The organism is Amycolatopsis lexingtonensis (genome assembly GCF_014873755.1).
Classification (GTDB): Bacteria; Actinomycetota; Actinomycetes; order Mycobacteriales; family Pseudonocardiaceae; genus Amycolatopsis; species Amycolatopsis lexingtonensis.
Map to the genome: position 1 here is coordinate 332,042 of NZ_JADBEG010000001.1, position 23,955 is coordinate 355,996.

Consider the following 23,955-nt stretch of genomic DNA (forward strand, 5'->3'; position numbering starts at 1 on the left):
GCCGGCATCGCCAAGCGTGAAGAACGGCAGATCGTCCGGCTCTCGAAGACGCAGGATTAGCTTGCTGTCGTCGGTGGGGGGTAGCCGGGGAGTGCCAGCGGGTGTGCTTCGCACACCAGGACCGCCAGCGCCGTCGCCACTTCCGCCAGCGTCGCTTCGACGTATGTGAGGGTGTCCCCCGCTCGGCTGCCTCCCGGGGCGTGTCCGGCAAAAGCCGCAGCGACGGCGTAGCCGAAGTTGCGTTCGACCCAGTTCAAGGTGGTGTAGCGGATCCAGTGCGCGCTGACGCCCCGCTGGGCGACCCAGTTCAAGTGCTTGCCCAACCGCTGCCAGAGCCACTGGTAGTAGTTGTTGGTGAGGGGGCGTCCGTCGAGGCGCCGCAGAACCTGGTCGTGCGGCGCGCCGTGTGGGTTGCGCCGGTGCGAGTGGTCGAGCAGTTCGTACATCAGCGTCCGGGACACCGGCTGCTCGCGCACGGTGCCCTTTTCCCTGATCCAGATCGTGCAGTCCGCTACGTTGAGGTCGATGTTGCGGAGGTTCACCACGCCGCTGCGCCGGCAGGCGGTCTCGGTGTGGTGGCGCAGGACAAGGGTGTCGAGTACGGGGTCCCCTCCGGTCGTCCCGGCGACCTCGGTGATCTCGGCCAACTGCATCGGGGCTAGCGCACGTCGCCGGCTACGCAGCTGCGTGGGTCGTCGCAATCCGGCTGCGGGGTTGCTGTCCGCGGCGACGTACTTGTCCCTGACCGCCAGACGGTAGAACCGCTTCACCGCGTCGGTGAAGTTCGATCGCGCGCCGGTGCCGCCCCGGGATCCGCTGCGTGCGGCCGCACGCTCTTGGACCTTGAGGGAAAGCTCTTCGAGGTCTGACGCGGTCGGTTCGGTAATCCGTCGGTCGCCCCATTCTCGCTCGAGGATGCGCCAGTAGCTGATCCACAAGCCGCGGCTGCTCGGCGGCGTGGCCGCGGCGACCTCGGGCACGTACTCCGTGAACGTGGGAACGAACTTCGGCTCGGACGCCTTGTGCTCGACGAGGTCCTCAAGCGACACGCCCAGCGAGCTGAGCACCAGCTGGGCCGCGACGATCGGGTCCGCCAAGGTCGCGTCCTTGGGGTCGGCGGTCATCGATCGGCCTCCGCGTCCGCCTTGTGCATGGCGAGCAGGGCTTCTTCGAGCCCTGCCTTGGTGTAGATGACCAAGACGTCGAGTTCGCGGTTGGCCGCGAGGAGGACCCGGTCGCGTGCGTGGATGCCGCACCGCCTGCGGAGGCTCGCAGGGATGCGGATCCGCCCGTTCCGAATCAGAGCTTCGTGTGCGCGGTCGTCACGGCGGAAGATGATCACGCGGATCCCGTCGGCGGCGATGGCGACGGAATCTCCGGCTTCCCAGCCGAGGGTCGTTTGCACGGAACGGTCCGAGATCCGGCCCGAGGGATCCACCTTGCTGAAGGCGTACGTCCAGCTCGAGGTCTTCGGTTGTGTGAGAAGGCTGGCCAGAGGTGGTCGCTGCGTGAACCCGGGGAACAGGTGGGTGATCCGAGGGGCCCCGACGGTCGTCGGAGAGGTGGGAGCGACGGGTCGGTCAGGCACGCCGCCCCCACGCTGACCAGGTGCGGACTTACCGTCACGAACTGATGCCGGAGAGGGAGCTTTCAGGGCTGTCGGCAGGGGATAGGTCCCGCAAAACTGCAGGAAAGCGGTCGCTTCGTGGGTGGCCAGGCGTCGGCGTCTGGACTTGGCCTCTCGGGCGGCCTGAATGGCCGGCTGCCGAGCGTGGTCATGCGTCGCAGGTCTTCGAGCTGGTGATCGAATCGAGCCTCGTGAAGCTCGTGGCCGACAGTTAAACCTTTTTGGCGCTCCGGGCGTGTACGGCGGGACGAGGAAGGTTCGAGGTGGTGGAAGGACCGGCGAGGCCGGTGACCCGCGACTCACGGATTGGTTGATCATGAGACGAAATTTGCCTGCTCTGATATTGGTTGCATTACTATCCTGCACGCTGTCCGTTGCGTTGGGGACCAATGCGAGTGCTGCACCGTCGTACGAACAAAAATCGCCCTACGCCGACTTCGGCGGCTATCGGTGCGGAGACAGCTACATCACGCTGGACCGGCGGGAGATAATCGGCTACGACACGGTGTGGGGTGTCGTGTATCTCCGGTACAGTACTCGATGTGCCACTATCTTCGCCTATGTCAACTTTGGCGGACCGCTCAATTCCACTGAATACGGAAATGCGCACGTCCGAGGATGGAACGGCGAGAACTACACGTGCGACACGCCGGGTGGCAACGGGCGAGTGGTGACCGGGCAGACTAGCTGCTACACCCCCATGACGACTGATTTCAATGGATGGGCGGAGGGTTATTACTATTCGAAGAACAGTTCGGGTGGCTGGGTCATGAAGGGCTTCGGGACGACGAAACCGCCTGCCTGAGTAAAGCTGTATCAGCAGGTGGGGCGCGTCGAGGGGGCGGAACCTTTCGGTCCCGACCCCCTCCCGGGTCCTTCCTGAAACCATGCACTCCTCGCCGGCAGGGAGGGTCACTACGCCGGCATTCGCGCCGTCTTTCGGTTATGCCGACGCCGCCTGCTGCAAGCCTTGTTCAGTCGCACGACAACCGTTCACCCCGGTTCACGACCGGCGGGCTGACCGGAGCGGGCAGCGGTGGTGCGTGCAGGTGTATGCCGTCGTGCACGTCCCCGGCCTGCACCACCGTGCCGGTGGGACCGGACACGGTGTTGTGCACGCGGGGACCGGCTGCGCCGGTTCGGCGTTCCACCGCGCCGTCACGACGACAGCAGGCGACTGCGGAGTTCACCCGACCGGACCGATCGGCTCGAGGCGGTCAGGCTCCCGGCCGGTTGCCCGTCGGGATCGTGATCGGGGTGGACGTCGGGGAGCTGACCTTGTTCAGGAACAGCATCGCGATCGCGCGGATGAACTGGTCGAACAGGTAGAACCCGGCGGGCGCGATCGGCAGGAGGCCTTCCCGGAACGCGATGTAGGCCGGCCACCCGGTGCGGACCAGGGTGGCCGCCGCGTAGTCGCGGGGGAGGCCGAGCCAATCGCCGACCGCGTCGCTCAAGACGTAGCGGACGAATTCGTTCAGGAAGCCGCGGGTGACGCCCAGGTCGATCTGCGCGGTCAGGCCGAGCAGGTCCTCCGCCAGTTCCTTGCCCTCCGTCGTCGGGGACAGCAGCGGGGTGAGCACCCGCGTCGACTGCGCGTCGGCCTCGGCCCAGGTCTTGGGGATGAACTCGTCCCGGACGCCGAGCAGGTGGATCGCGACCTGCCACTGGTGCAGGAAGGCCTCTTCGTCCGCCGCCGACATCGGGACGCGCCATTCGAGCAGCTTCCGGTGCACGTAGGTGCCGAGGCTGTGGAAGGTCACCAGGATGTCGCCGTTGCTGATCGGGATCTGCTCGTCGGCGACCGCCCGCCAGTGCGACGACTGCGGCAGCAGGTGGCGGACCGCGGCGTGCACCAGGCGCGTCTTGTTGGCCGTGACCACGAACTGGCCGGTCGGCTCGAACGCGTTCAGGTCGCTCAGGTCGTAGCCGAAGGTGAACGTCTTCGCGGCGCGGTCCTGCATGTTCGCCCCGCCCGCGGACCAGTAGACCGACTTGGCCTCGCGCGGGATGACCGTGCTCATGATGCCGCTGCCCAGGCCGTAGAGCATGAACAGGTAGGTGTCCTTGCGCCGGTTGAAGTCGGCGGCGCGGCGCAGCTTGGCGGGGTCGGCCCAGGACGGGAGCCCGTTGACCCGCTGGAGGTAGCCGGCGAGGTCGGTGGGCAGGCCGGTGGGCAGCGCGTCGCTGTTGTTCACCCACGACTTCAGGGCGGTGTTGACTGCGGGGACCTGGCCGGTGTCGAGGATGCCAGCCATCAGGCGGTCCACCTCGTCGTCCCACGTCCACCACGGGTCCGTGCCCGCGGCGGCGGCGCCGGTCGACGCCCAGGCCGGGACGGCGCTCGCCGCGCTCACCAACCCCAGTGCGACACCGAGCGAAAGGACGTTCCTCCGGCTGAGATTGCTCATTTACTTACCTAGCTTCCTCGGTAGGCAGTACCTGCGTAGAGCTTCGACGAACGAGCTGAGACGGGGGCGTGCAAGACGAGATTCTCCATTAACATAGCGACGCGGGTCGGCGGTCGGCAAGAGCCGTGCCGACCTGAATCGGTCCGTCGCCGGGCACGCGGTCCGGTTCGTGGTTGACTGGCACGCATGGCCCCGCTCCCGCGCACCCCCGCCCGGTGGCCGCGGTGACCGCCGGGCCGGCCGCGGCGGCCCGGCCGCGCAACCGCAAGCAGCTCATCGTCGAGGCGGCCGGCGCGGTGTTCAGCGAGCGCGGCTACCACTCGGCGTCCATGGAGGAGATCGCGGCGGCCGTCGGCATCACCGCCGCGGCCCTGTACCGCCACTTCCCGAACAAGTACGCGCTGTTCGCCGAGTGCGCGAACGTCATGGTGGACCGGCTCGTCGCGGCGCTCGACGAAGTGCCGGAAGACGGGGCCTTGGCGGACGTCCTGGCCGCCGCCACCCGCGTCACCGTCGCCCACCGCGCGGCCGGCGGGGTGTACCGGTGGGAGGCCCGCTACCTCGACCGCGACGACCGCCGCGTGCTCAAGGGGAAGTTCGCGCACGTCGTCGGCCGGGTGGCGGCGGCGGTCCGGCGCGAGCACCCGCGGCCCGACGAGCAGCTGCGGGCGGTGGCGGCGCTGGGCGCGATCGGCTCCATCACGATGCACCACAACACCTTCGCCCGGCGGCGCGTCGAAGACCTCTTGCTGGCCGCCGCGCTGCGCATCGCCGCGACCGACACCCGGCGGGCGCTCGCGGGCGGCCCGCTCGTCGAACTGCCCGCCGTACCCCAGCCCCGCACGCGGCGTTCGGAGATCCTCGCCGCCGCCATCCCGCTGTTCGAACGGGCCGGGTTCGCCGCCGTCACCAACGGCATGATCGCCGAAGCCGTGGGCCTGGTGCCCTCCGGGCTCTACCGGTACTTCCCCGGCAAGGCCGACATCCTGGCGGCGGCGTGCCTGCAGGCGGCCGGCCTGCTGGCCCAGGCGGTCGAACACAACCTGCGCGGGGTGACCGGCGCCCACGACGCCCTGAGCGTGCTGACCGCGACCTACGTGGCGTACAGCTTCGAGCACCACGCCCTCACCAGCGTGGCCGACGCCGAGATCGTCGGTCTGCCGGACGGTTTGCGCCGTCCCTTGGTGGCCGCGCAGCGCGAGCACATCGCCGTCTGGGAGCAGCACCTGCGCCAGGCCCGCCCCGACCTCGACGCGCGCCAGGCACGGGTGCTGGTGCACGCCGGGTTCGGCGTGGTGGTCGAGGCCGGGCGCCGCCTGCGGTGGGCGGACAGCCCCGAGCACCGGGCCGCCGTGGCCGCGTTGTTCATGAGCGCGCTGGGGCTGTGAGAGTCACCGGCTAAACCTCCTGAGCCCGCCGGGCGTGGTGCCGGTGTCGGCCGAACTTCCGGGGGGAACCATGCTCAAGCGAACTCTCACATCGGTGGCGCTGCTCGCCGCCGCCTGCCTGCCGGGCCTGCCGCCCGCGGCCGCCGCGGGCTGCACCTGGGCGATGACGCCGCTGGCGCTGCCGGCGCCGTACACCAGCAGCGACGTCTTCGCGGCGGCGGAGGGCGGGTGGTTCCTCGGGCAAGCGCGCAGCGCCACCGCGACGCCGACCGTGCGGTGGCACGGCGGTCAGCTGGAGAACATCGACTCGTCGTCCCGCTTGGTCGAAGCGCGCGACATCAACTCCGCCGGCGACGTCGTGGGGGACGGGGGGACCGGTGACTGGTGGGCGGCGAAACCCGTCGTGTACCGCGGTGGCCAGTACGTGAACCTGCCCATGCCGCAAGGGTTCCGGTCCGCCAAGGCCACGCACATCAACAACGCGGGGGACGTCGTCGGCGTCGCCTACGGCGATTTCGGCGGCGACGTCCACCCGGTGCTCTGGGCCGCCGCGCGGCCGGGCACGGCCGAGGTCCTGAACCCGGATCCGCAGCACCTCTACGACACCTACCCGGTCGACGTCGACGAGCAGGGCCGCGTCCTGCTCTACACCGACGTCGGCGAGCGCTCGGGCGAGGTGTTCATCCGCGCCGCCGACGGGGGCTACCGGCAGCTCCCGCCGTTGTACCCCGGCGGTTCCGTCCTGCTGGAGGCTTTCCACGGCGGCCGCATCGCCGCTTCGGTCGTCACGCCCGAGCTGACCATGGTCGCCGTCGAAGCCGACCTGGACGGCCACGTGGTGCACACGACCACCGAAGCCGCCGACACCCTGTTCGTCGACGCCGGCACGACGATGGCCGGCGTGGCACACACCTTCGACCCCGGGCACTACGAACTCCGCGTCTGGGAGAACGGCGAACCCGCCGCCGACCTGGCCGGCGACGCCGATTTCAACGCGGCACCGCGGCCGGCGGGCCTCACCGACGACGGGGCGCTGGCGGCGACCATCACCTGGCCGGACACCGGCCTGCCGCGGGCAGTGACGTACCACCGCGGCTGCTGACGGCCAGCACGGCGGCGAGACCTTCCCGCAGGTCTTCGACGAAGTACTCGGGCACCTCCAGCGACGGGAAATGCCCGCCTTTCGCGGGCGCGTTCCACCGGACGATGCGCCGGTACCGCTCCTGGGCCCACGGGCGCGGGTACTTCTCGATGTCGCGCGGGTAGGTGGTGATCGCCGCCGGGACGTCGACCCGCAGCTCGGGGTCCAGGGAGTTGTGGCTTTCGTAGTAGATGCGGGCCGCCGACGCGCCGGTCCGCGTCAGCCAGTACAGGGTGACGTCGTCGAGGATCCGGTCCCGGGAAATCGTTTCGAACGGGCTGTCTTCGGTGTCGGACCATTCGGCGAACTTGTCGAGGATCCAGGCGAGCAGCCCGACCGGGGAGTCGACGAGCGAGTAGCCGATGGTCTGCGGCCGGGTCGCCTGCTGCTTGGCGTACGCCGCGCGGTGGCGCCAGAAGTGGCGGGTTTCCTCGGCCCACTCGCGCTCGGTCGCCGTCAGCCCGTCCGTGGACAGCCCGGGCGGGCCCTCCGCGAAAGTCGTGTGGATGCCGAGGACGTGCTCCGGGAACCGGCCGCCGAGGACCGTGGTGATGTTGCCGCCCCAGTCGCCGCCGTGGGCGGTGAACTCGCGGTAGCCGAGCCGTCCCATCAGCTCCACCCAGGCGGCCGCGATCTTTTCGGTGCCCCAGCCGGTGGTGGCCGGCTTGTCGCTGTAGCCGAAGCCCGGCAGTGACGGGGCCACGACGTGGAACGCCGGCTTGCTCGCGTCTTCCGGGGCCGCCAGCTCGTCCACGACGTCGGCGAACTCGGCGACGCTGCCCGGCCAGCCGTGCGTCAGGAGCAGGGGAGTGGCGTCCGCGCGCGCGGAGCGGCGGTGCAGGAAGTGGATGCCCAGCCCGTCGATGGTCGTGCGGAACTGGCCGATGTGGTTGAGCCGGTCCTCGAACGACCGCCAGTCGTACCCGGTGCGCCAGTACTCGACGACGTCGGCGAGGTCGGCGAGCGGAACGCCCTGCCCCCAGCGCTCCTCGACCGTCTCGGCTTCCGGGAGCCGGGCGGCGGCGAGCCGCGCGCGCAGCTCGTCGAGGTCGGCGTCGGGCGCGTGGGCTTCGAACGCGTGCACGGACATGGGAACCTCCTGCCATTGAAGAACCGGCTTAGACGGTTCTAACATGGCGGCACCCGAGCGGGCAACCGGCTAAGGTGGTTCCATGCCTGCCGGATTCCCCGACTTCCGCCTCGGTAGCGTGCTCGCGACCAGCTTCACGGCGACGTTGACCGAGCGCCGCGGCGACGCTTTGGAGCGCATCCCCGTGCCGCAGCGGCTCGTCGACTGGCTGGCCGTGAGCGGCCTCGACGTCGGCTCGTGCACCGACGCCCAGCTCGAGCTCGCCCGGGAGCTGCGGGAGTCGATCCACGCCGCCGCGACCGCGGCCGCGACGGGGGAGGCGCTCCCCGCCGCGGCGGTCCGGGTCATCAACGACCGCAGTGCCCAGGGCCGGGCCGCCGCCGTCCTGACGCCCGAAGGCGAGCGGCGGTGGCGGCTCGGCCCGGATTCCGGCTTGGAAGACGCCCTCGGCGTGATCGCGGCCGACGCGATCGACATCCTCTCCGGCGAACGCGACGGGAAGCTGGCCCTGTGCGCGTCGCCGACCTGCCAAGCCGCCTTCTTCGACACCAGCCGGAGCCGCACTCGCCGCTGGTGCGACATGGGCACCTGCGGGAACCGGGAGAAGAAAGCCCGCTTCCAGCGCAAGAACGCCGGGGTGGTCAGTCCTTGAGCCGGCTGCCCCGCCGCCAGATCGCCCGGATGTCGAGCGTGGCGCCGACGTCCGTCGTGGGGTCGCCGTCGACGAGCAGCAGGTCGGCGCGGAGCCCTTCGGCGATGCGGCCGCGGTCGCCGAGGCCGAAGCGGCGGGCCGTCGTCGCCGTCGCGGCGCGCAGTGCCTGGGCCGGGGTCAGGCCGGCGGCCACGAGGTACCGCAGCTCCTGGTGCAGGCTGGCGCCGTGGGCCAGGCCGCCGAAAAACGTCTCCGCCATGGAGGCGTCGGTGCCGGCCAGGACGTCCACGCCCGCCGCGGCCAGTGCCCCGACGGTCGCCAGCACGTCCTCGAGCTTGCCCTGCGGGTAGCGGTCGTAGCTGGACCGCAGGGTTTCCTCCCACTTGCCGTCGAGGCGGCGGGCGACGCGCGGGTCGTCGGCGAGGTCGCTGCCGGTGATGCCCATCATCGACGCGTTCAGGCACACGCACGGCACGACGAACATGTCCGCGCCGGCGATCAGGTCCACGATCTCCGCGGTGTGCGGCCGGTCCATGAACACGTGGACGACCCCGTCGACGCCGGCCTCGGCGGCCATCCGGGTGGCGTCGAGGGTCAGTGTGTGGGCCACGGTGAGGGCGCCGTGCTTCTTGGCCTCGGCGACCCCGGCGTTCAGCGTGGCCTGGTCGAGCATCGGCAGCCCGGGGTGCCCCTCGACGCTGCCGTCGTCGATCATGAACTTGATGTAGTCGGAGCCGCGGGCGAGCAGTCGCGGGACGAACGCGGCCGCCTCTTCCGGCGTGGTGGAGAACGGCATCAGCGGCATCACCGGCGGCAGGTCGCCGGCCGGCCGGAAGCCTTCGGGCATCAGCTCGCTGGGGTGCCCGCCGGGCGGGGTGATGGCGAACCCGGACGACCGGATGTCGGCCACCGTGTCGTCCTCGGTGATGTGCGCCCGGTTTTCGCGGGTGTTCAGGCCCTGCATCTCCAGCTCGGTGGTGACGCCGAACCGCAGGGCCAGCGCCTGGGAGCCGGGCGCGGAGTGGACGTGCGCGTCGATCAGCCCGGGCAGCAGGGTCGCGCCCCGGCCGTCGACGACCTCGGCGCCGTCGGGCACGTCGCCGCCGACCTGGCGGATCTTCCGGCCGTCGAGGACGACGGTCCGCACTCCCAGCGGCTTCTCGCCGTCGAAGACCTGGGCGCCGGTGATGGCGGTGGTGGCCATGGTGGCCTCGCTTCCTCGTTTCGCAGTTACATACCCAATGCTATGCAATTAGCAGCTGGCATGCAAATGCGGGAGGTACTACGATCCCGGGGGTGAGCACCGCGCGTTCCGCCGAGGACCTGCTGCTGGACCGGATCGGCCCGGCGCTGTCCCGGCTGCGCCGCCGCACCCCGGCCACGGGCCGGGACCTCTCCCGCAACCTCGTGCTGAACGTGGTCGCCGACGCCCCCGGCGAGATGACCGTCGGCGGGCTCGCCGCCGAGATGGGCGTCGCGCAGCCGGTGGCCAGCCGGACGGTCGCGGCCTGCATCGCCGACGGCCTGGTGCGGCGCGCGGCGTCCCAGGCCGATGGCCGCCGGACCGTGCTGGAGCTGACCGAACAAGGCGAAGCGGAGCGAGCGCGGTTCGCCGCGGAGCAGCGTGAGGCGTTTGAAGCCATCACGGCGGACTGGGCGCCGGAGGACCGCGTCCGGTTCGCGCGGCTGCTCGTGCGGTACACCGACGACGCCGGCGCCTGGTCCCGCGACCGCTGACGTCGTGTCCACAGTGGACATCGATCGCCCCCGCGGGGCCGCGCTGCCCGGCCGGAACCGGGCGGCTCCTAGAGTCGTGGTGGTGAGAACTCTCTTCGTCGCGCTCGGCCTGGCCGCGGCCGTCGGCACCGCGTGCTCGCCTCCCGCGGTCACGGCCGGCGCGTCCGCACCTGCGGCCGCCGTGCGCTTGCCGCCGGCGCACGCGGGCTTCGACTACCAGCTCGGCGGCGCCTACGCCCCGCCGGCCGGGGTCGAGGTCGTCAGCCGGGACCACACCGCCGCGCCCGCCGCCGGGCTCTACGACATCTGCTACGTCAACGCCTTCCAGGCCCAGCCGGGTGCCGAGGGGGAGTGGGGCGACCTGGTGCTCCGGGACGCGAACGGCGAGCCGGTGATCGACGAGGACTGGCACGAGGCACTGCTCGACCTTCGGACGCCGGACAAGCGCCAGCGGGTCGCCGCGAAGGTCAACGCGTGGGTCGACGACTGCGCGGCCAAGGGGTTCCAGGCGGTCGAACCCGACAACTACGACAGCTACACGCGCTCGCACGGCCTCCTCTTCGACAGTGACGCCCAGGCTTTCGTGCGCCTGCTGTCCGCGCACGCGCACGAGAAGGGTCTGGCGATCGGGCAGAAGAACACGTCCGAACTCGCCGGGCGGCGCCAGGAAAACGGGCTCGACTTCGCCGTCGCCGAAGAATGCGGTGAGCAGGAGAACTGCGACGAATACACGGCGGCCTTCGGCGACCACGTCGTCGTGATCGAGTACACCGACGAAGGCCTGGCGACCGCCTGCGCCCGCTGGGGCGGCTCGCTCAGCATCGTCCGCCGCGACCGCGACGTCGTGCCCGAAGGGGCGCCCGGGTACGTCCGGCGGACGTGCTGAGGTCGAAATGATCGAAGCCTTTGATCGATCGGAAACCCTTGTGCGATAGTGCTTTCCGCCGCCAGCGCCGCCGCCGGAAGGGACACCCCGATGCCGAACTCGCCGCGACCGAGCCGACGCCTGGTGCTGGGGGGAGCCGGCGCCGCCGTCGTCACCTCCGCGTTGGCGCCGGTCGCCAGGGCCGCCGACGCGCTCACCCGGCCGGACCTCGCGGTCACCGGGCGGAGCACCGACCTCGGCACCGGCTGGCGGTTCGCCCTCGCCAACCCCGACGGCCGCACCACGGACTCCGGCGGCCGGTTCGCCCACGCCCCGGAGCCCGGCTTCGACGACTCGGCGTGGCAGGCCGTCGACGTCCCGCACGACTGGAGCATCGAGCTCCCGCCGACTCCGCAGGGCGGCACGAACAGCGCGTCCGGCTTCTTCCGCGGCGGCCTCGGCTGGTACCGCAAGACGTTCACCCTGCCGCCTTCGCTCGCCGGGAAGCGCGTCTCCGTCGAATTCGACGGCGTCTATTCGGACGCGCACGTGTACCTGAACGGCGAGCTGCTCGGCAACCACCCGTACGCCTACACCGGGTTCGCCTTCGACCTCACCGGCCGGGCGCACGCCGATGGGCGGACGCCGAACCTCCTTGCCGTGCGGGCGGTGAACCCGCTGCCCAGCAGCCGCTGGTACTCCGGCAGCGGTATCTTCCGCCGCGTCCGCTTGGTCGTCACCGAGCCGGTGCACGTGGCCCGGCACGGCACGTTCGTCACCACGCCCGGCATCGCGGCGGGTGACGGGACCGTGCGGGTGGCCACGAACGTCGCGAACGACTCCGCCGCCACGGTGGTGGCCGAGGTGCGCACGACGGTCACCGACCCGGCGGGCCGGGTCGCGGCCACCGGTTCGGCGACCGTGGCCGTCCCCGCCGGCCGGACGGCGACGGCGGTGACCACGCCGAAGGTCGCCGCGCCGCGGCTGTGGTCGACCGGACAGCCCCGGCTGTACCGGGTGCGCACCGACGTCGTCGTGGCCGGGCGCGTGGCCGACACGACGAGCACGGACTTCGGGTTCCGCCACTTCGAGTTCCACCCGGACAACGGGTTCTCGCTCAACGGCGAGCCGATGAAGCTGCGCGGGGTCAACCTGCACGCGACGCAGGGCGCGCTCGGCGCGGTGGTCGACGCCGCCGCGCTGGAGCACCAGATGCGGCTGATGCTCTCGATGGGCGCCAACGCCCTGCGGACCGCCCACAACCCGCCCGACCCACAGCTGGTGGCGGTCTGCGACCGGCTCGGGATCCTCCTGATGGTCGAGGCGTTCGACTGCTGGCGGACCGGGAAGGTCGAGTACGACTACCACCGCGACTTCGACGCGTGGAGCGGGCGCGACATCGCGGAAATGGTGCACGCGGCCAAGAACTCGCCGTCGGTCGTGCTGTGGTCGATCGGCAACGAGGTGCCGGACGCGTCGATGGCGGGCGGCCCGGCCATCGCGGCGGACCTGATCGCCGCGGTCCGGGCGATCGACCCGACCCGGCCGGTGGTCATGGGGTCCGACCGCTACCGGAGCGTCCCCGCGCCGGGTTCGCCGCAGGACCTGATCCTGCGGCAGCTCGACGGCCTCGGCGTCAACTACAACACCGCCCAGTCGATCGACGGGCTGCACGCGAAGTACCCGGACAAGTTCTTCTTCGAGTCGGAGTCGTCGTCGGCGACCTCGACGCGCGGGGTGTATCAGGAACCGGACCTGCTCAACACGGGGGAGAACCACACGCCGGGCAAGCGGGCGACGTCGTCCTACGACAACAACCTGGCCTCGTGGACCTTCAGCGGCGAGTACTCGCTGAAGAAGGACCGGGACCGGAAGTTCTGCCAGGGCCAGTTCCTCTGGGCCGGGCAGGACTACCTCGGCGAGCCGACGCCGTACGACGTCTTCCCGGTCAAGACGTCGTTCTTCGGCGCGATCGACAGCGCCGGCCTGCCGAAGGACGCCTTCCACCTCTTCCGCAGCCAGTGGACGGCCGCGCCGATGGTGCACCTGAGTCCGGTGGACTGGACCGACCACCGGCCGGGCGAACCGGTCGTGGTGTGGGTCTACTCCACTGTGGACACCGTCGAGCTGGTGCTCAACGGACGTTCGCTGGGGAGCAGGAGTTTCGACCGGAAGACCACCGTGGACGGACGGCCGTACCTGGAGACGACCGAACCCTCCGGCGACGACAAGAACGACCCCTCCGGCAGCTACACCAGCCCGAACGGCAGCTCCGGCAAGCTGCACCTGACGTGGACGGTGCCGTTCGAACCCGGCACCCTGACCGCGATCGCGCGGGACGGCGGCCGCGAGGTGGCCCGCGACCGGGTCGTCACGGCCGGGCCCGCGCACGCGATCACGCTGACCGCGCCGGAGCGGGGCGAAGGCGGGGCGATGACGTTCGTGACGGCGTCCGTTGTGGACGCACGGGGCGTGGTCGTGCCCGTCGGCGAACCGGTGCTGCGGTTCGCCGTCAGCGGCCCGGGTCGGGTGGCCGGGGTGGACAACGGCCGGCAGGAACTGGCGCAGAGCTACCAGCAGCCGGCGATCCCGGCGTTCAAGGGCCAGGCGGTCGCGGTGATCGCGGCGACCGGCGGCCGCGGCCCGATCACGGTGACGGCGACCGCGCCCGGACTGGCGCCCGGCCGGATCACCTTGCCGGGCACGAACCTCGGGCAGCGCAACGGGCCCGGGGCGCGGGCGGTGGAGCTGCCCACGCCGGTGGTGGCGCCGGCCGCGGACGCGAGTTACTCCGGTGCGCCGGACACATTGCCGGCGGCGATGCTGGACGGCGACCCGGCGACCGGCTGGTCGAACTTCTACCTGAAGCCGGCGACCGCCACGCTGGCCGCGGTGAGCCGGCCGCGGCCGCGGGACTGGGTGTCGCTGGCCTGGCCCGCGGCGCGGCGGATCGGCGTGGTCACCGCCCGGTTCGTCGTCGACGCTGAGCACGCGTTGCCGTCGGCGGCCGAGGTCACCGTCCGCACCGCGCGGGGGTGGGAGCCGGTGCGGAACCTCCGGATCACCTGGGGGAGCGGCTCGGACGACCCGACGACGCTCGAGTTCGATCCCGTGGTGACCGCGGAGGTGCGGGTGACGTTGTCCGCGAAGGGATTCCTGCGGATCAGCGCACTGGCCGCGAGCTGACGATCAGCGGCTGCAGGGCGCCAGCGCGTCCAGGCCCTGCGGTTTCTCGGCGTTGCGGCCGATCGCCGTGGCGATGCGGTTGATCGTCGCGACGCGCTTGTCCTCGAGCGGGCCGAGGATCGCGTTCTGGACGAAGTTCGCGCCGCCTTCCCCGGCACTCGTGACGAGGCGGTTGTTCGCCTCGGCGATCTGCGTGTTCAGCAGGTCCAGGTTCCGCTGGACTTCGGCCTGGGCCTGCGCGGGGATCGCCGGGAGCCGGCTTTCCACGTCGGGGCAGGTGATCTGCCCGGCGGCCGCGGTGTTCTGCGCGGGCGCGGGTGCCGGGGCCGGTGCCTGCGACGACGCCGCCCCGGAGCCGGACTGGCCGCCCAGCGAGCACGCCGCGAGACCGCCGAGGTTCTGCGGTTTCTCGCCCTGGCGGCCGATCGCGATGGCGATCCGGTTGATCGTCGACGTGCGCTTGTCCTGCAGTGGCCCGAGAATCGCGTTCTGAACGAAGTTCGGGCCGCCCTGGCCTTGGGTCGTGACGAGCCGATTGTTGGCTTCCGCGATCTGGGTGTCCAGCAGTTGCAGGTTGCGCTGGACTTCGGCTTGCGCCTGGGCCGGGATCGCGGGGAGCCGGCTCGCCACGTCGGGGCAGCTGATCTGCCCGCCCGAGGCCGCGTTGGCGGCGCCGGGGTCGCCGACGGTCGTCGCGATCACCAGTGCTCCCGCCGCGATGGCGAGGCCGAGGGCCGCCGTCGCGATCTTCGTCCGCCGCGAGAGGCGGTGCCGTCCACCGGTAGCAGGCATGAATCACTCCAAGTTAGCGTGAACAGAGAGGGTCCACACGGGCAGCGCGCGGTTGTTCCGAATGGCGCGGCCGACTGGGCCGCGAAGGTCATCGTGGCGGCTCCAGCAGGGATTTGTCCAGTGTGAAAAGGAAAACGGGGAGATGCTGAACCATTTCGAACCGGGGTACGTGTGAATCGGTGAAAGGCGGCTTGTGCGATTCGGAGCGAAAGCCGGGTCTTGACGTGGCCGCCGTCGCCTCCTAGCGTCGGCATACCGACCGGTCGGTGTCCAAAGGAGGTCACTGGATGAGCTGGTACGACGCGAAGCCCTGGCTCGCGAGCTACGACGAACGGGTGCGGGACGCGGGACCGGCCGAGCCGACGACGCTGCCCGAGTCGTTCCGCCGCGCCGCGGACCACGTCCCCGACCGGGCGGCCATCGCGTACTTCGACGCGCGGCTGAGCTACCGGGACCTCGACCGGCTTTCCGACGGCGTCGCGCGCTACCTGACCCGCAACGGCTTCGCGCGCGGCGACCGGCTCGCCCTGGTGCTGCAGAACATCCCGCAGTTCGTCATCGCGCTGCTCGGCGCGTGGAAGGCCGGCGGGATCGTCGTCCCGGTCAACCCGATGTACCGCGAGCGCGAGCTCACCCACGTGCTCACCGACGCCGGCGTCAAGGCGATCGTCTGCTCGCAGCGCGGCTGGAACGCCTACATCGCGAAGACCGTCGAAGGCAGCTCCGTCGAAATCTCGCTCACCACCAGCGAACTCGAGTTCCAGACCCGCGACGACGAGCGCGTGCTGGCCAAGGTCGAGAAGGAAGAGACGCCGGGCGCTGTCGAACTCCTCGAAGCCGCGAACACGCCGGGGGAGAAGCCGCCGGAGCCCGCGTTCGCGCTCGACGACACCGCCCTGATCAGCTACACCTCCGGCACCAGCGGCACGCCGAAGGGCGCCACCAACACCCACGGCAACCTCGGCACCAATGCCGCCGGGCTCGGCTCCTTCTCCGGCCTGCCCGCCGGTTCGACGCTGTTCGGGCTCGCCCCGCTGTTCCACATCACCGGCATGGTCTGCGAACTCGGCTCCGCGATCGACATCGAGGGCACCCTCGCGCTGGCCTACCGCTTCGAGCCCGGCGTCGTGCTCGACGCCTTCCTGGAACACCGGCCGTCGTACACGGTCGGGCCGTCCACGGCCTACATGGCGCTGATGGCCCACCCGTCCTTCAGCCGCGAGCACTTCGAGTCGTTCGCGCTGCTGTACTCCGGCGGCGCCGCGCTGCCGCCCGCCGTCGTCGAGGCGTTCCGCGAGAAGACCGGGCACTACATCCACAACGGCTACGGCCTCACCGAGACCAGCGCGGGCTGCGTCGTCGTCCCGGGAACCCTCGAAGCGCCGATCGACCCGGAGTCGGGCACCATCTCGATCGGCCTGCCGGTGCCGGACACGATCGTCCGGATCCTCGGCGAGAACGGCGAAGAGCTGCCGTTCGGGCAGCCCGGGGAGATCGCCGTCGAGGGCCCGATGGTCGTCCCGGGCTACTGGAACCGGCCGGACGCCACCGCCGAGGCCCTGCCCGGCGGGCGCCTGCTCACCGGCGACATCGGGTTCATGGACGAGCGCGGCTGGGTCTACGTCGTCGACCGCAAGAAGGACATGATCAACGCGTCCGGCTTCAAGGTCTGGCCGCGCGAGGTCGAAGACGTCCTCTACACGCACCCGGCCGTCCGCGAAGCCGCCGTCGGGATCGCCGACGAGTACCGCGGCGAGACCGTCAAGGCCTACGTCAGCCCCGCGCCGGGAGCCGACGCCGATCCGGCGGAACTCGTGGCGTGGTGCAAGGAACGGCTCGCGGCCTACAAGTACCCGCGCACCGTCGTGGTGCTCGACGAACTGCCGAAGACCACCAGCGGCAAGATCCTCCGCCGCGAACTGCGGGCGAGGGGCTGATGGTCGAGACCGTCCGCGGCGCGATCGCGCCGGAAGCGCTGGGCCGCGTGCTGATGCACGAACACCTCTTCGTGCTCAGCCCCGAATTCGCCGAGAACTACCCGGAGCACGAAGGGTTCCGCGAGGACGAGCACGTCCCCGAGGCGATCCGGCGGCTCAAGGAGCTGAAGGAAGCCGGGATCGACACGATCGTCGACCCGACGGTGATCGGGCTCGGCCGGTACATCCCGCGCGTGCAGCGGGTCGCCGCCGAGGCCGAGGTCAACATCGTCGTCGCGACCGGGCTCTACACCTACAACGACGTGCCGCACTACCTGCACTTCCGCGGACCCGGCACGCTGCTGCAGGGTGAGGACCCGCTCGTCGGGATGTTCGTCGGGGACATCCGGGACGGGATCGCCGGCACCGGCGTCAAGGCCGGGCTCCTCAAGTGCGCCACCGACGAACCCGGCGTCACGCCCGGCGTCGAACGCGTGCTGCGCGCGGTGGCGAAGGCGCACGCCGAGACCGGCACGCCGATCATGACGCACACGCACGCCGGCACGCGGCGCGGGCTGGAGCAGCAGAACATCTTCGAGGAAGAGGGCGTCGACCTGACCCGGGTGCTCGTCGGGCACTCCGGGGACTCGACGGACCTCGGGTACCTCACCGAGCTCGCCGACCGCGGGTCGCTGCTCGGGATGGACCGGTTCGGCCTCGACCTGCTGCTGCCGTTCGAGGAGCGGGTGGCCACCGTCGCGGCGATGTGCGAACGCGGGTACGCGGGCAGCATGGTGCTCTCGCACGACGCGTCCTGCTACATCGACTGGCTGCCCGCCGAGCAGCTGCCCGTGCTGACGCCGAACTGGCACTACCTGCACATCACCCGGGACGTGCTGCCCGCGCTGCGGGAGCGCGGGGTGTCCGAAACGGACATCACGACGATGCTCGTGGACAATCCCCGGCGGTTCCTGGCCGGGGAGTCCTGAGCCGTTATCCTGTGCGTTCGACTGCGGAGAGGGGGTACTTGCCGTGACCCGAGCAAGCACCCGGAAACCGGGCGAGGCGACCGGTGACGACCAGGCCGCCGTGCCCCGGCGGCTGCTGGAGCACGCCACGAAGCTGTTCGCCAAGAAGGGCTTCGACCGCACGTCGGTCCAGGAGATCGTCGAGGCCGCGGGCGTCACCAAGGGCGCGATGTACCACTACTTCGACTCCAAGGACGACCTGCTCTACGAGATCTACGCCCGCGTCCTGCGCGAGCAGACCCGGCAGCTGGAGAGCGTCGCCGACTCCGGCGCGCCGCTGCGGGAACGGCTCGCCGCCGCCGCGTCCGACGTCGTCGTGTCCAGCATCGACAACCTCGACGACAACACGATCTTCCTGCAGTCCATGCACCAGCTGTCCCCGGACAAGCGCAAGGCGGTGCGCGCCGAGCGCCGCAAGTACCACGAGCGCTTCCGCGCGCTGGTCGAAGAGGGCCAGGCGACGGGGGAGTTCCGCACGGACAAGCCGGCCGACGTCGTCGTCGACTTCTTCTTCGGCTCGGTGCACCACCTGGGTTCGTGGTACCGGCGCGGCGGCTCGCTGACCGCCCGCCAGATCGGCGACCACTACTCGGACCTGCTGCTGGACGCGCTGCGCCCGCCTGGTTGATTGGTGCGGTGACCGATTTCCCGCCGCTGCCCGTGCTCGACCAGCTGACGTCGGCCGAGCGCGAGCTGATCGAGCACGCCCGTCGCGGGCGCGTCGCGACGCCGGACGCGCCCCTGCGCGCCGAAGTGCTGCGGGAGCTGCTGCTCGGCCGCCGCGGTCCGCTGGACCCGCTGGGCGTCCGCGTCGAAGGCGCCCGGATCGCCGGGACGCTGAACCTCGACCACGTCGAGGCCGAGGTCGGCCTCGCGCTGACCGGCTGCGTGGTCGTCAACCCGGTCAGCGTGCGGCGCGCCCGGCTCCCGTGGTTCGACCTGTCCGGCAGCCGGATCGCCGGGTTCGACGGCGACGGCGTCCGGGTCGAGCACGACCTCCGCCTCACCGGCGTGCGCGCGACCGGCTCCGGCGAGTACGGCGCGATCTGCCTGCGCGACGCCCGGATCGGCGGCCGCGTGCACCTCGGCGACGCGGAGGTCACCGGCGAGGACGGGCCCGCGGTGTACCTCGACGGGCTGGCGAGCGCCGGCCTGCGGTGCGCGGGCCTGCACGCGGCCGGCGACGGCGAGCTGGGCACGGTCCGGCTGCTCAACGCGCAGGTCACCGGCGAGGTCACCTTCGACGACGCCGTGCTCACCAACACCGGCGGTCCCGCGCTGCACGCCGACGGCCTCGTCGCGGCCGGCGACGTCTGGCTGACCTCGGCGAAGGTCACCGGCGCCGGCGAAGACGGGGCACTCCGCCTGATCGCCGCCCGGATCGGCGGCGAAGCCGATCTCACCGACGCCGTGCTGACCAACGAAACCGGCCCCGCGCTCGAGGCCGACCGCCTGCACGCCGGCGACCTGCGGCTCGACGGCGCCACCGCGCTCGCCGCCGCCGAAGACGCGGCGATCAGCCTGCTCGGGGCGCGGATCGAGGGCCAGTTCAACGCCGGCGCCGCGGTGGTCGTCAACCGCCGCGGCCGGGGACTGAGCGCCGACGGCATGCAGGTCCTCGACAGCTTCCACGCCGACGGCTTGAAGGCACGGGCGTCGGGGGAGTACGGCGCGCTGTGCCTGCTCGGCGCGCAGGTGGCCGGCAACCTCTACCTCGACGGCGCCGAGCTGGCCAACGACACCGGGGCGGCGCTGAGCGGCGACCGGCTCGGCGTCGGCGGCAACTTCCGCGCCAACGAGCTGATCGCGGACGGCTCCGGCGAACCGGGCACGATCCGCCTGCTCGGCGCCCGGATCGGCGGCCGGGTGGACCTCGAGGGCGCGCGGCTCACCAACGACGCGAGCCCGGCGCTGTACGCCGACGGCGTGCACGTCGGCGGCAACCTCGCCCTGTCGGGCGCGAAGATCACCGGCGCGGGCGAGGAGGGCGCGATCCGGCTGCACGGCGCCGAGATCACCGGCCAGTTGCTCGCCGACGGCGTCGAACTGGCCAACGAGTCCGGCCCGGCGTTCGTCGCGGACGCCTCGCGAGTGGGCAACTACCTCGACTTCACCGGACTGAAGGCGACTTGCACGGCTCCTTGGGCCGCGGTGAGCCTGTCCGGCGTGCGGATCGACGGCCAGGTCAGCTTCGACGACGCCGTGCTCACGAACGACGCGGGGCCGGCACTGCACACCGACCGCTGTCACGTGGCGGAAAGCCTGTCGCTGAGGGGAATCCGGGCCACCGGCGGCGGCGAGGAGGCCACCCTCCGGCTGCTCGGCGCGCACGTCACCGGCCAGCTGAACCTCCTCGGCGCCACGATCGCCCACACCGCCGGAGGAACCCTCCTGAACCTGGAGGACGCCGTGGTCGAAGGCGCGATCTTCCTCGCCGCGGACGTCGTGTGCCCGGAACCCGCGCGCGGCCCGCACCCGGGCACGATCGAACTCGACGGCTTCCGCTTCGGCGCGCTCGGCGCGGCCACCTGGCCGGAGTGGCTGCACCTGGTCCGGTCGCACACCGCCGTCTACCGGCCCGGCCCGTACCAGCGGCTGGCCGCGGTCGAACGGGCCTCGGGGCACGACGGCAACGCCCGGCACGTCCTCATCGCCCAGCAGCGCGACCTCCAGCGCCGGGCCCCCGAGGGCATCGGCGGCTGGCCCGCCCGCCGGTTCCACTGGCTGTGGGGAGCCCTCGCGGGCTACGGCTACCGCGCCCGCCGCACGGCGGCGGCGTTGCTGCTCGCGGTGATCGCCGCAGGTGGTCTCGGACTGTGGGCCGGACAGGTGGGCGAGGGTGGTCATCACGCCGCCGAACGCGTCGCGGACTTCACGGCGGCGACTGGCACGCGGTGCACGACTGTGGAGCTGATCGGCGTCGGGCTGGATCGGGGGCTGCCGCTGTCGCCCGGGGTGCGTGGGCGGTGCGATCTCAACACCGGCCTCGACGCGGGGCAGGTGTTCACCGTGGCGATCTGGGCGGTGCAGGCGGCGATCTGGGCTCTGGCGACGCTCGCGTTGGTGGGTTACACCGGGCTGGTGCGCAAGACCGGATAACACTGTGGGGTCTCGCCGGCGTTCGACCTCCTGGACGCCTGAGCCCGCGCCAAGTCCGTGAATGCCACATCGAGGGACCAAGTGTCCGTGAATGTGGCATTCACGGACTTCACGCCACCACTGTCGGCGTCGGCCGTCCTGGGCAGGTGCGTAGGGGCGGTCAGGGCTGTCCGAAGCCCGCCAGGCCGGTCTCGGCGAGCCGGGCCGCGCGGCGGACCTCCTCCGTCACCGCGTCGATCGCTTCCGACAGCGAGCGCCCGGGGCGCAAGTGGGTTCGCAGGGCGCGGAACTGAACCCGCCACAGGCCCACCAGGGTGGCCGCGGCGAGCTGCGGTTCAGGGTCGTCAGGACGCTGCCCGGTCCGCGTCGCGAGCACCTCGGCCGCGACGTCGGCGAACCTGTCGGCGGCGTCGCTGCGGTACGCGCGCAGCGAAGGGGTGCTCCGGATCAGGTCGCCGAACTGCCGGTACCGCGCCAGCGCGCGGTCGGTGTCGGCGTCCGCCGCGAGGTTCTCGACGAGGCCGTCCAGCTCCTGGTCGAGCACCGCCAGCATCGCGGTGACCGGGGGGAGCGCCGGGTCCGCGAGGTGCGCGCGCACCGCGTCGGCCGTCGCCTCGAGCCGGTCCAGGAGCAGGGCTTCCTTGCTCGGGAAGTAGTTGAAGACGGTCTTCTCGGACACCCCGCACGCCGCGCCGACGTCGGCCACCCGGACGGCGTCGAAGCCGCGTTCGACGAACATCCGCGTGGCGGTGTCGGACAGCTGTCGGCGCATCGCCTGCTTCTTGCGTTCGCGCAGCCCGGCTTCGGTAGTCGTCACGCGGCCAGCTTACTTCAGCCACCTGAAAAGTTCTGCTACTGTAAATTTACAGTCACTGAACCAGGAGGCCATCGTGTCCGAGATCCGCATCGTCCGCGACTACCCGCACTCGCCCCTGAAGGTCTGGCGGGCGCTGACCGACCCCGACCTGATCCCGCGCTGGACCTCGACCGGGAAGGGGGCTCGCGCCGTCGGGTTCCGGCCGGTGGCCGGCACCCGGTTCCAGTTCGTCGCCAAGCCGATGCCCGGCTGGCGGGGGATCGTCGACTGCGAGGTGCTGGAGGTCCGCGAGCGGGAACTGCTCCGCTACACCTGGGTCGGCGCGGAAGGGGAGACGCCCAGCGAGGTCCGCTACCTGCTGGAGCCCACCGACGCGGGGACCCGCTTCACCTACCACCACACCGGGTTCACCGGCGTCGGCGGCTTCGCCATGGCCAGGGTGCTCGGCGCGGTCCGGCGCCGGATGCTCACCACCGGGCTGCCCGCCCTGCTCGCCGAACTCGACGAAAACGGCGTCAGTACCGGCCGAGGTGGTCCAGCAGCAGGGCGATGACCTCGTCGGGGGCCTCCATCGCCATCCACTGGCTGGCGCCCTCGAGGATCTGGAACCGGTACTCGGCGTCGATGTGGTGCACGGTCAGCTCGGCGGCGCTCTGGCCGAGGTAGGGGTCCTCGCGGCCCCAGAGGTAGAGCGTCGGCACCGTGATCCGGCCCGCCGGGATGTCGAAATCGTCATCGGTGGCGCCGCGGTACCAATTCAGTGTCGCGGTCAGCGCGCCCGGTTCGGAAAGGCGCGCGACGGAACGTTCGACGATTTCGACCGGAATCCGCCCGCTGTAAACAGCGCGTAATTGCGCGGCTTCGTCGCGTAAGAGGTATTTCTCGGCTTTGCCGACGCCACGCCGGAAGAACCGGATGTAGCCGAGGTCGTGGAACTGCCCGTCGTCCGTCGCGGCCGCGCGCCGCAGCGCCGCCGGGTGCGGGGTGGAGAGCACGGTCAGCGACCGCAGCCGCTCCGGGTGCGCGGTCGCGAGCGCCCAGGCGATCATGCCGCCCCAGTCGCGGGCGACCAGGTGGAACCGGTCCGCGCCCTGGCTGCCGGCGAACGCGAGCGCGTCGCCGACCAGCTGGTCGAGCGTGTAGTGCTCGACGCCGTCCGGCCGCGCGCCCGCCGCGTACCCGCGCTGGTCGACGGCCACCGCGCGGTAACCGGCCTCGCCGAGGGCGTGCAGCTGCTCGGTCCAGGCGTCGGCGAACTCGGGCCAGCCGTGCAGGAACAGCACGAACTCACCGCTCTCCGGCCCGGCCGCGAGCGCGCTGTGCCGACGCCCGCCGACGGCGATCGTCAATTCTTCCAGCGCGCCGGGTGCACCGGCATCCGTCGGCGCGACGGCGAATTCCATGGCGCCAAGGTTAGATCGGGACCGCCGCGAGAGCTACGGGGAGAAGGGCACTTTTGCCACCCTTTTGCCTCCGGCGTGGCCTGGCTCACAGAATTTTCGCTCGACTGAGCGAAAATTCCGTGACCGGGTGGTGACTCAGTTCTTCCAGACCACCGGGGACTTGTCGTAGCCGTCGCCCTTGTCGAACGTCGCCGCGGCCACCGCGGAGCCTTCGCGGGCGCCCTGCAGCGTGCAGGTCTCGAACTTCGCGCCCGCCGTCGTGAAGTCCTTGCCCGCGGTGGCGGACTTGCAGCCGTCGGTGCTGCCGGTGATGATCACGCCGGTCGAGCGGCCGTCGGCGCCGAGGGCGCGCAGGCTCACCGAGGCGTAGGACAGGTCGGCGCCGTCGACGTTCTCGACCGTCGCGCGCAGGTAGTACGGCGTGATGCCCTTGGCCTTGTCGCCGTACTTCGCCAGGTCGGCGTTCTCGCCCTTGTCGATCGCCGTCACGGTGATCGCGATGGTGCCGGACTTGGTCGTGCCGTACTTGAACGGGACCACCGCGCGTTCGCCGAGCTTGAGTTCCGTGCCCGGCTCGGTGACGTCGCCCGCCGGGGCGGCCGCGGCCGTCGACGACGCAGGGGAGTCCGACGCGGGGGCCGCCGGGGGCGCGGACGGCGCGGCGGGCGTGGCCTGGCCGGACTCGCCACCGCAGGCGGAAAGCAGGAAAGCGGCGCCGATCGCGGCGAGCAGGGCGGTGGTGCGGACGTGCTTCATGGATCTCCTCGTACAGCCCGCCGGACGGGTTCCGGCGGGGCGGAGCC

22 protein-coding genes are annotated in these 23,955 nt (G+C 71.4%); 12 read left to right on the top strand and 10 right to left on the bottom strand.

All coding sequences use genetic code 11. The features are described from left to right. Positions 1-56: 56 nt before the first annotated feature. Positions 57-1,124, bottom strand: a complete 1,068-nt coding sequence (locus H4696_RS01565) for a site-specific integrase (RefSeq protein WP_086863184.1) — start codon at positions 1,122-1,124, stop codon at positions 57-59. After that, complete coding sequence (locus H4696_RS01570) at positions 1,121-1,405, bottom strand: hypothetical protein (protein WP_143265271.1); 285 nt, start codon at positions 1,403-1,405, stop codon at positions 1,121-1,123. The genes H4696_RS01565 and H4696_RS01570 overlap by 4 nt, the downstream gene beginning before the upstream one ends. 538 nt (positions 1,406-1,943) lie before the next feature. On the opposite strand from H4696_RS01570, the gene H4696_RS01575 reads away from it, so the two are divergent. Further along, positions 1,944-2,432, top strand: a complete 489-nt coding sequence (locus H4696_RS01575) for a DUF2690 domain-containing protein (RefSeq protein ID WP_158104380.1) — start codon at positions 1,944-1,946, stop codon at positions 2,430-2,432. Between the two features lie 169 nt (positions 2,433-2,601). Here the strand turns inward: H4696_RS01575 and H4696_RS01580 are convergent, their stop codons facing one another. Together H4696_RS01580 and H4696_RS01585 are read right to left on the bottom strand one after the other, a co-directional pair. After that, positions 2,602-2,745: a hypothetical protein gene (locus tag H4696_RS01580; RefSeq protein WP_158104381.1), complete on the bottom strand. Its 144-nt coding sequence runs from the start codon at positions 2,743-2,745 to the stop codon at positions 2,602-2,604. Between the two features lie 99 nt (positions 2,746-2,844). Further along, positions 2,845-4,038 (bottom strand): oxygenase MpaB family protein, encoded by a 1,194-nt coding sequence (locus tag H4696_RS01585; protein WP_086863187.1) that lies wholly within the window; start codon positions 4,036-4,038, stop codon positions 2,845-2,847. Between the two features lie 224 nt (positions 4,039-4,262). Here H4696_RS01585 and H4696_RS01590 point away from each other — a divergent pair, with 224 nt between their 5' ends. Together H4696_RS01590 and H4696_RS01595 are read left to right on the top strand one after the other, a co-directional pair. Beyond that, positions 4,263-5,426, top strand: coding sequence for a TetR/AcrR family transcriptional regulator (locus H4696_RS01590; protein WP_086863188.1), 1,164 nt, complete (start codon positions 4,263-4,265; stop codon positions 5,424-5,426). A 70-nt stretch (positions 5,427-5,496) separates the two neighbouring features. Continuing rightward, the gene (locus H4696_RS01595) at positions 5,497-6,528 is read left to right on the top strand and encodes a hypothetical protein (RefSeq protein WP_192781998.1); all 1,032 of its coding nucleotides are present in this window, start codon (positions 5,497-5,499) and stop codon (positions 6,526-6,528) included. On the opposite strand, the gene H4696_RS01600 is transcribed toward H4696_RS01595, so the two are convergent. Beyond that, positions 6,473-7,657, bottom strand: a complete 1,185-nt coding sequence (locus H4696_RS01600; RefSeq protein ID WP_086863190.1) for an epoxide hydrolase family protein — start codon at positions 7,655-7,657, stop codon at positions 6,473-6,475. The two genes, H4696_RS01595 and H4696_RS01600, sit on opposite strands and share 56 nt — an antisense overlap. A gap of 82 nt (positions 7,658-7,739) precedes the next feature. On the opposite strand from H4696_RS01600, the gene H4696_RS01605 reads away from it, so the two are divergent. Next, on the top strand, positions 7,740-8,309 hold the full coding sequence (locus tag H4696_RS01605; protein ID WP_086863191.1) for a CGNR zinc finger domain-containing protein: 570 nt from the start codon (positions 7,740-7,742) through the stop codon (positions 8,307-8,309). Here H4696_RS01605 and H4696_RS01610 read toward each other — a convergent pair. Continuing rightward, positions 8,299-9,513 carry an amidohydrolase family protein gene (locus H4696_RS01610; protein ID WP_086863192.1) on the bottom strand — a complete coding sequence of 405 codons (1,215 nt, stop codon included), beginning with the start codon at positions 9,511-9,513 and terminating at the stop codon, positions 8,299-8,301. The two genes, H4696_RS01605 and H4696_RS01610, sit on opposite strands and share 11 nt — an antisense overlap. Before the next feature lie 92 nt (positions 9,514-9,605). Here H4696_RS01610 and H4696_RS01615 point away from each other — a divergent pair, with 92 nt between their 5' ends. The 3 genes from H4696_RS01615 to H4696_RS01625 all read left to right on the top strand — a co-directional run bounded on the left by H4696_RS01615 (position 9,606) and on the right by H4696_RS01625 (position 14,097). Next, positions 9,606-10,046 (top strand): MarR family winged helix-turn-helix transcriptional regulator, encoded by a 441-nt coding sequence (locus H4696_RS01615; protein WP_211299769.1) that lies wholly within the window; start codon positions 9,606-9,608, stop codon positions 10,044-10,046. 82 nt (positions 10,047-10,128) lie between these two features. Then, positions 10,129-10,932 (top strand): endo alpha-1,4 polygalactosaminidase, encoded by an 804-nt coding sequence (locus H4696_RS01620; protein ID WP_249027137.1) that lies wholly within the window; start codon positions 10,129-10,131, stop codon positions 10,930-10,932. A gap of 90 nt (positions 10,933-11,022) precedes the next feature. Continuing rightward, positions 11,023-14,097, top strand: coding sequence for a glycoside hydrolase family 2 TIM barrel-domain containing protein (locus H4696_RS01625; protein ID WP_225955562.1), 3,075 nt, complete (start codon positions 11,023-11,025; stop codon positions 14,095-14,097). Positions 14,098-14,100: 3 nt separating this feature from the next. Here the strand turns inward: H4696_RS01625 and H4696_RS01630 are convergent, their stop codons facing one another. Next, the gene (locus tag H4696_RS01630) at positions 14,101-14,889 is read right to left on the bottom strand and encodes a hypothetical protein (protein ID WP_086863195.1); all 789 of its coding nucleotides are present in this window, start codon (positions 14,887-14,889) and stop codon (positions 14,101-14,103) included. A 287-nt stretch (positions 14,890-15,176) separates the two neighbouring features. Between H4696_RS01630 and H4696_RS01635 the strand changes: the two genes are divergently transcribed. Genes H4696_RS01635 through H4696_RS01650 form a run of 4 tightly spaced genes read left to right on the top strand, consistent with a single transcriptional unit; the run spans position 15,177 to position 20,932 of the window. Then, the gene (locus tag H4696_RS01635) at positions 15,177-16,826 is read left to right on the top strand and encodes an AMP-binding protein (RefSeq protein WP_086863196.1); all 1,650 of its coding nucleotides are present in this window, start codon (positions 15,177-15,179) and stop codon (positions 16,824-16,826) included. After that, entirely contained in the window at positions 16,826-17,794 is a 969-nt protein-coding gene (locus H4696_RS01640) for a phosphotriesterase family protein (protein WP_086863197.1), read from the top strand. Before H4696_RS01635 ends, H4696_RS01640 begins: the two co-directional genes overlap by 1 nt. Before the next feature lie 43 nt (positions 17,795-17,837). Next, positions 17,838-18,461, top strand: a complete 624-nt coding sequence (locus H4696_RS01645; protein WP_086863198.1) for a TetR/AcrR family transcriptional regulator — start codon at positions 17,838-17,840, stop codon at positions 18,459-18,461. Positions 18,462-18,469: 8 nt separating this feature from the next. After that, a complete protein-coding gene (locus H4696_RS01650) occupies positions 18,470-20,932 on the top strand; it encodes a hypothetical protein (RefSeq protein WP_086863199.1) in 2,463 nt (820 codons plus the stop codon). A gap of 160 nt (positions 20,933-21,092) precedes the next feature. Here H4696_RS01650 and H4696_RS01655 read toward each other — a convergent pair whose 3' ends face one another. After that, a complete protein-coding gene (locus H4696_RS01655; RefSeq protein ID WP_476693032.1) occupies positions 21,093-21,749 on the bottom strand; it encodes a TetR family transcriptional regulator in 657 nt (218 codons plus the stop codon). 73 nt (positions 21,750-21,822) lie between these two features. Here H4696_RS01655 and H4696_RS01660 point away from each other — a divergent pair, with 73 nt between their 5' ends. Continuing rightward, the gene (locus tag H4696_RS01660) at positions 21,823-22,302 is read left to right on the top strand and encodes an SRPBCC family protein (RefSeq protein ID WP_086863200.1); all 480 of its coding nucleotides are present in this window, start codon (positions 21,823-21,825) and stop codon (positions 22,300-22,302) included. On the opposite strand, the gene H4696_RS01665 is transcribed toward H4696_RS01660, so the two are convergent. Further along, positions 22,265-23,152, bottom strand: coding sequence for an alpha/beta fold hydrolase (locus tag H4696_RS01665; protein ID WP_086863201.1), 888 nt, complete (start codon positions 23,150-23,152; stop codon positions 22,265-22,267). The genes H4696_RS01660 and H4696_RS01665 overlap by 38 nt on opposite strands. Positions 23,153-23,287: 135 nt before the next feature. Beyond that, the gene (locus tag H4696_RS01670) at positions 23,288-23,908 is read right to left on the bottom strand and encodes a hypothetical protein (protein WP_086863202.1); all 621 of its coding nucleotides are present in this window, start codon (positions 23,906-23,908) and stop codon (positions 23,288-23,290) included. Positions 23,909-23,955 lie beyond the last annotated feature (47 nt).